The 6,529-nt window shown below is 71.2% G+C and carries 6 protein-coding genes; 5 read left to right on the forward strand and 1 reads right to left on the reverse strand.

Annotated elements, in window-relative coordinates; translation table 11 throughout:
• Positions 1-57 precede the first annotated feature (57 nt).
• Both CKO28_RS26190 and CKO28_RS26195 read left to right on the forward strand, forming a co-directional pair.
• A complete protein-coding gene (locus CKO28_RS26190) occupies positions 58-336 on the forward strand; it encodes a hypothetical protein (protein WP_200344174.1) in 279 nt (92 codons plus the stop codon).
• A gap of 268 nt (positions 337-604) precedes the next feature.
• The gene (locus CKO28_RS26195; protein ID WP_200344176.1) at positions 605-2,287 is read left to right on the forward strand and encodes an NAD+ synthase; all 1,683 of its coding nucleotides are present in this window, start codon (positions 605-607) and stop codon (positions 2,285-2,287) included.
• A gap of 171 nt (positions 2,288-2,458) precedes the next feature.
• On the opposite strand, the gene CKO28_RS26200 is transcribed toward CKO28_RS26195, so the two are convergent.
• Positions 2,459-2,848 (reverse strand): accessory factor UbiK family protein, encoded by a 390-nt coding sequence (locus CKO28_RS26200; RefSeq protein WP_200344178.1) that lies wholly within the window; start codon positions 2,846-2,848, stop codon positions 2,459-2,461.
• A 301-nt stretch (positions 2,849-3,149) separates the two neighbouring features.
• Between CKO28_RS26200 and rfaD the strand changes: the two genes are divergently transcribed.
• The 3 genes from rfaD to CKO28_RS26215 all read left to right on the forward strand — a co-directional run bounded on the left by rfaD (position 3,150) and on the right by CKO28_RS26215 (position 6,274).
• Complete coding sequence (gene rfaD / locus CKO28_RS26205; protein WP_200344180.1) at positions 3,150-4,133, forward strand: ADP-glyceromanno-heptose 6-epimerase; 984 nt, start codon at positions 3,150-3,152, stop codon at positions 4,131-4,133.
• 76 nt (positions 4,134-4,209) lie between these two features.
• Positions 4,210-5,034 carry a prolipoprotein diacylglyceryl transferase gene (gene lgt, locus CKO28_RS26210; RefSeq protein WP_200344182.1) on the forward strand — a complete coding sequence of 275 codons (825 nt, stop codon included), beginning with the start codon at positions 4,210-4,212 and terminating at the stop codon, positions 5,032-5,034.
• A 130-nt stretch (positions 5,035-5,164) separates the two neighbouring features.
• A complete protein-coding gene (locus CKO28_RS26215) occupies positions 5,165-6,274 on the forward strand; it encodes a class I SAM-dependent methyltransferase (protein ID WP_200344184.1) in 1,110 nt (369 codons plus the stop codon).
• Positions 6,275-6,529 lie beyond the last annotated feature (255 nt).

The following is a 6,529-nucleotide window of genomic DNA, read 5'->3' on the forward strand; positions in this document are numbered from 1 at the left end:
TGCCGAACAGCGTGAGCGCGCGCGCGGGCGGCGGTCGAACCGCCGCCGCTGCCGCCGATGCGTCCGGCGTTCCCGCGCGTCCGGCCGGAGGCGCTCGACGGCATGGCGCTGGAGCGCGCGCTCACGCTGTTCGGCAAGCCGGCCGAGGTGCGCCGCGGCCCATTCCTGACCAGTTGGACCTACGCCGGCGCGCACTGCCGGCTGGAGATCGACTTCCACTTCTCGGTCGTCGACAACGCCATGCGTGCCCACGATACGCGCATCCTGGGGCCGGCCGACGCCGGCCTGTGCCTGCACGATCTGGCGCTCCCGAACGCCGCGCTCGCGGAGCGCTAGGGCAAATTCGATGAAGGTCGAGTCGACCTTCGTCGTGAATCTTGCTCTAGCTCGCGATCGCCGACTCCGTCTCCACCTTCAGTGTGAATCGCACGCTGTCTCCCGCCAGCGGCGGTTCCGCGGGAGGTTTCCGCCGTCGCATGAGTCGTCCGCCGCGTCCCGTCGTCTCGCCCGAGCTTGCCCGCGCGCCCGGCGGCGCATAGGTAGAGGGTCGGAAAGGGTGCGCACGCCGCGTTCCCCGACCGCATGGCCGGACCCAAGGGACATCATGAGCGACGACCGCCTGGGCATCGCGCTCGCGCAGCTGAACCCCTGCGTGGGCGACATCGACGGCAACCTGGCCCTGCTCCGCGACGCCCGCCGACAGGCGGCCGACGCCGGCGCGGACATCCTGGTCGCGACCGAACTGGTGATCACCGGCTACCCGCCGGAAGACCTGGTGCAGAAGCCCGCGTTCCTGGACAAGGCGGAGGCCGGCGTGCAGGCGCTCGCCGCCGACACGGCCGACGGCGGCCCGGCGGTGATCCTGGGCGCCCCCTGGCGCGAGAACCCGGAGACGCGCAAGCGCGACGGGCACCTCTATAACGCCGCCCTGGTGCTGGACGGCGGCGACGTGCGCGCGGTGCGCGCCAAGTGGGACCTGCCGAACTACGGCGTGTTCGACGAAAAGCGTCTGTTCACGCCGGGCGAGCTGCCGGGTCCGGTGGAGCTGCGCGGCGCGCGCCTGGGCCTGCCGATCTGCGAGGACATCTGGTCGGAGGACGTCGCCGAGTGCCTGCAGGAGAACGGGGCGGAGGCGCTGATCGCGATCAACGGGTCCCCGTTCGAGTCCGGCAAGCCGGACAAGCGCCTGCAGCTCGCCCTGCAGCGGATCGCCGAGTGCGAGATCCCGCTCGTCTATCTGAACCAGGTCGGCGGCCAGGACGAACTGGTGTTCGACGGCGCGTCGTTCGTGCTCGACGCCGGGCGAAACCTGCGCGTGCAGCTGCCGGCGTTCGAGCCCGCAGTCGCCACGACTTGGTGGACCCGCGACCGGCTGGGCGACCTCGCGGTCGCGGACGGGGTGCGCACCGATCTGCCCGACGGGCACGCGGCGATCTACCGCGCGCTCGTGCTGGGCCTGCGCGACTACGTCGACAAGAACGGCTTCCCGGGCGTCGTGCTCGGGCTGTCCGGCGGGATCGACAGCGCGATTTCCGCCGTCGTCGCGGCCGACGCGCTGGGCAGCGAGCGGGTGCGCTGCGTGCTGCTGCCGTCGCCCTTTACCAGCCAGCATTCGCTGGAGGATGCGGCCGAGCTCGCCGAACTGCTCGGCTGCGCGCTGGAGACGGTCGACATCGGCCCGGCGATGCAGGCGTTCGACCAGATGCTGAAGCCGCTGTTCGACGACCTGCCGACGGGCATCGCCGAGGAGAACATCCAGGCGCGCAGCCGCGGCGTCGCCCTGATGGCGATTTCCAACAAATTCGGGCCGATGGTGCTGTCCACCGGCAACAAGTCGGAGATGAGCGTGGGCTACTCCACCCTCTACGGCGACATGTGCGGCGGCTTCAACGCGATCAAGGACGTCTACAAGACCCAAGTCTACGCGCTTGCCCGCTGGCGCAACCAGCACCTCCCGCACGGGAGCTTCGGCCCGGCCGGCCGGGTGATCCCGGAGCGGGTGATCACCAAGGCCCCGTCCGCCGAGCTGGCCCCGGATCAGAAGGACGCGGACAGCCTGCCCGGCTACGACCAGCTGGACGACATCCTGGCGTGCCTGATCGAATCCGACATGGCGGCCAAAGAAATCGCCGCGCGCGGGCATGAACCCGACACGGTGGCCAAGGTCTGGAAGCTGCTGGAGGGCGCCGAGTACAAGCGCCGCCAGGCGCCGCCCGGGGTCAAGATCACCGCCCGCAACCTGTCCCGCGACCGCCGCTACCCGATCGTCAACAAGTTCCGCGGGTAGAGAGGGGTCCGCCTGCTGCGTAAACTAATCCCCCTCCGCCACGTGGGAGGCGGGGCGAGGGGAGGAGGCGCCACGGGTGAAATTCCGCGGGCACCCTCCTCTCCCGAGCCCTCTCCTCCCAGTGGAGGAGAGGGGATGAGGACGCGTGCCGCTTAGAACGGCCGTCGATCCTCAGCTGCTGCCGGACGACGACCCGCCGGACTTCGAAGCGCCGCCGGACTTCTTCGACGACGTGCTCTTGCTGCCGCCGCTCGCGGACTTGCTCGCGCTTGAGCTGCTGCTCGCCGACTTGGCCGCGCGCTTACCGCTCTCCAGCTCGGCGATCCGGGCTTCCAGCTTGGCGACCCGCTCCGCCATCTCTTCCTGGTCCTCGCGCGCCTTCTGGGCCATCGCCTGGACGACTTCGTGCTCCTCGCGGGAGACCAGGTCCATTTGCGAGATGATCTTCTCGAACTGCTCGCGCAGGCGCGCCTCGGCTTCGCTGCGCATGCCGGTGGCGATGCCCATGGCGCTGGAGGCGACGCGCGCGAGATCGTCGAGCAGGCGGTTCTGGGTCTGCATCGGCTGGGCCAACTCCCTTGGGCTGCGTTCGGGCGTGTCTGGTGAGCTATCGCCGAGTATGGGGGGCCGCCGGCCCGCCATCAAGGCGACACGCCCGCGCGGGGTAGCGGGCGAGAGCCGCGGTCCCGGCATCGTTCGCGCCGTAGGCAGACGGTCCCGGCGGGTCCCCTCGAGGGAGCCGGGATCAGAGCGGGCCCGCTTGCCCGCTCGCCGCAGCGGGGCTGTCGCTTGCCTTGCCCGCCGGCGCGGACCGGGCCTATAAGGGCCGCGCCCAAGGCCATGCGCGCGAGATCGCACCCCTATGTACTTCGTCACCGGCGGCGCCGGCTTCATCGGCTCCAACCTGGTCGCGTCGCTGAGCGCGCGCGACGAGCGCGTGGTCGTGTGCGACCGGCTGGGCGACCAGGACAAGTGGCGCAACCTGGCGCACCACGATTTGGACGACATCGTCGCGCCCGAGCGCGCGTTCGACCTGCTCGATGCCCGTGTCGACGCGGTCCAGGCGGTGGTGCACATGGGCGCGATCTCCGCGACCACCGAAACCGACGGCGACCGGCTGGTGGAGACCAACTTCCGCCTGTCGCGCGATCTCTGGCGCTGGTGCACGCAGCACGAGGTGCCGCTGATCTACGCCTCCTCCGCGGCGACCTACGGCGACGGCGCCCGCGGCTTCGAGGATACCGAGGACCGCGCCGCGCTGGCGCGCTTCCGGCCGCTCAACGGCTACGGCTGGTCGAAGCAGCTGTTCGACCGCTGGGTCGCGCGCGAGCTCGCCGACGGCGCCGCGCGGCCGCCGCAGTGGGCGGGCCTCAAGTTCTTCAACGTCTACGGCCCGAACGAGTACCACAAGGGCGGGCAGGCCAGCGTGCCCTGGCACCTGTTCCAGCAGATCCAGGCGGGCGGCCCGGCGAAGCTGTTCAAGTCGCACCACCCGGACTATCCCGACGGCGGGCAGCTGCGCGACTTCGTCTACGTCGACGATTGCATCGCGGTGATGCGCTGGCTGCTGGACACCCCCCGGGTCAGCGGCCTGTTCAACGTCGGCACCGGGCGGGCGCGCACCTTCCTCGCGCTCGCGCACGCGGTGTTCGACGCCCTGGACCGGGAACCCGACATCGCCTTCGTCCCGACGCCCGAGCGCCTGCGCCCGACCTACCAGTACTTCACCCAGGCGAGCATGGAGAAGCTGCGCAAGGCCGGCTACGACACGCCGTTCACCGAGCTGGAGGACGGCATCGCGGCCTACGTGCGCGCCTACCTGACCGCGCCCGACCCGTACCGCTGACCCGGCAGCTTGCGCGCACACGCCTTCGGAATCACCCGCCCGCCGCCCGCGCCCGCCTACCGATGCGAAGGACCTCATGGACCCGAGCCCGCTGCTGACCCTGCCGTATCCCGAGATCGACCCGACGGCCGTGCAGATCGGCCCGATCGCGATCCGCTGGTACGCGCTCGCCTACATCGCCGGGCTCGTCGGGGGCTGGCAGTACGTCAAGCGCCTGACGCCGAAGTCGCCGGACACGCGGCGGCTCACCCCGGAGGCGATCGACGACTTCCTGCTGTGGGCGACGCTGGGCGTCGTGCTGGGCGGGCGGCTCGGCTACGTGATCTTCTACCAGCCGGGCTATTTCCTGGCGAACCCCAGCCAGATCCCGGTGCTGTGGGAAGGCGGCATGGCCTTCCACGGCGGCCTGGCAGGCGTGATCGTGGCGATGATCCTGTTCGCCTGGAAGCGCGGCTTCCGGTTTTTCGCGATCGCCGACCTGGTCGCCTGCGCCACCCCGATCGGTCTGTTCCTGGGACGGGTCGCCAACTTCATCAACGGCGAGCTGTGGGGCCGCACCGCCCCGGGCGTCCCCTGGGCGATGGTGTTCCCGGGCGCCGGCCCGGTGCCCCGGCACCCCAGCCAGCTGTACGAGGCGGTGCTGGAGGGGCTGGTGCTGTTCGCCGTGCTGTTCGTCCTGCAGCGCCGCGGCGCGGTGCAGCAGGTCGGCCTGCTGTCGGGCGTGTTCCTGATCGGCTACGGCCTGGCGCGGTTCATCGCCGAGTTCTTCCGCGCGCCCGATCCCTTCCTCGGCTTCCTCGCCTTCGGCACGACGATGGGCCAGATCCTGTCGCTCCCGATGATCGTCGCCGGGATCGCGATCGCCGTCTGGTCGCGCCGCAACAAGTCCGCGGCGGCGTAACTGCCCCCTCTCCGCCGCTGGGAAGGGCCGGGGAGAGGAGGTTGCCGCGCCATCTACCCGTGGCGCCTCCTCCCCGAGCCCCTCCTCCCAGGGGAGGAGGCGGATCAGTTCTGCGATGGAGTGTCACGCCATGCCCCGCACCGCGCTCGAACAACGCCTGATCCGACGGCTGCGGTCCACGGGTCCGATTTCGGTCGCCAGCTACATGGCCGACGTGCTGACCGCGCCCGACGGCGGCTACTACAGCGGCGGGGAAGCGGGCGACCGCGATCCGTTCGGCTGGACCGGCGACTTCGTGACCGCGCCCGAGATCAGCCAGATGTTCGGCGAATTGTTGGGCCTGTGGTGCGCGGAGGCGTGGCAGCGTCTGGGCGAACCCGATCCGGTCACGCTGGCGGAGCTCGGCCCCGGCCGCGGGACGCTGATGGCGGACGCGTTGCGCGCGGCGAAGATGCTGCCGGGCTTCGACCGCGCGCTTGCGGTGCATCTGGTGGAGGTCAGCCGCGCCCTGCGGCACCAGCAGGCGGAAGCCCTGGGCGCGCGGATCGCCGGCTTTCACGACCAGGTCGCCGACCTGCCGGACGGCCCGGCGCTCGTCATCGCCAACGAATTCTTCGACGCCCTGCCGGTGCGCCAGTTCGAGAAGACCGACCGCGGCTGGTCGGAACGGATGGTCGCCTACGACCCCGAGCGCGACCGGCTGGTGTTCGCGCTGGGCGCGCCCAGCCAGAACGCCGCCGCCTACGTGCCGGAGCATCTGCGCCAGACCGCGCAGCCCGGCGCGGTGTTCGAGCTGGCGCCGAGCGCGCTGTCGATCGCGAACGACCTCGGCCGGCGGGTGGCGCACGACGGCGGGGCGGTGATCCTGGTCGACTACGGCCGCAGCGAGACGCGCTTGGAGGCGACGCTGCAGGCGGTACGCCGGCACCAACGTGCCGACGTCCTCTCCGCGCCCGGCACCGCCGACCTGACCGCCCACGTCGACTTCCCGCTGATCGCGCAGGCCGCGCGCGAGGCCGGCGCGGAGGTGCACGGCCCGGTGCCCCAGCGCGACTTCCTCAAGGGGCTGGGCCTGGACCAGCGCGCGGAGATCCTGAAGCAGCAGGCGAACCCCGAGCAGCGCGCGCAGATCGAGACCGGCCACCACCGCCTGACGGCCGCGGACCAGATGGGCACGCTGTTCCAGGCGATGGCGTTCGTGCCGCCGGGCTACGGCACGCCGGCGGGGTTTCCGGCGTAGCGGCTCTTTATTCCCCTCGTCCAGTGGGAGGAGGGGCTACGGGAGGAAGGTGCCGCGATCCTTATGCCCTGCAAACCTCCTCTCCCTAACCCTCTGCTCCCACGTGGAGGAGAGGGCACCAGAAGAACGACCGGTTCGGCGGGTCCCTCTCCCTTGATGGGAGAGGACAGGTGCGGGTGGGACTCCTCGGATGACGCCGAGGAGGCCCACCCGCACCCTCCCACGCCGCTCCGCGGCGCGGGCCCCTCCCTCTCC

The sequence above is a fragment of the Rhodovibrio sodomensis genome (assembly GCF_016583645.1).
Taxonomy (GTDB): domain Bacteria; phylum Pseudomonadota; class Alphaproteobacteria; order Kiloniellales; family Rhodovibrionaceae; genus Rhodovibrio; species Rhodovibrio sodomensis.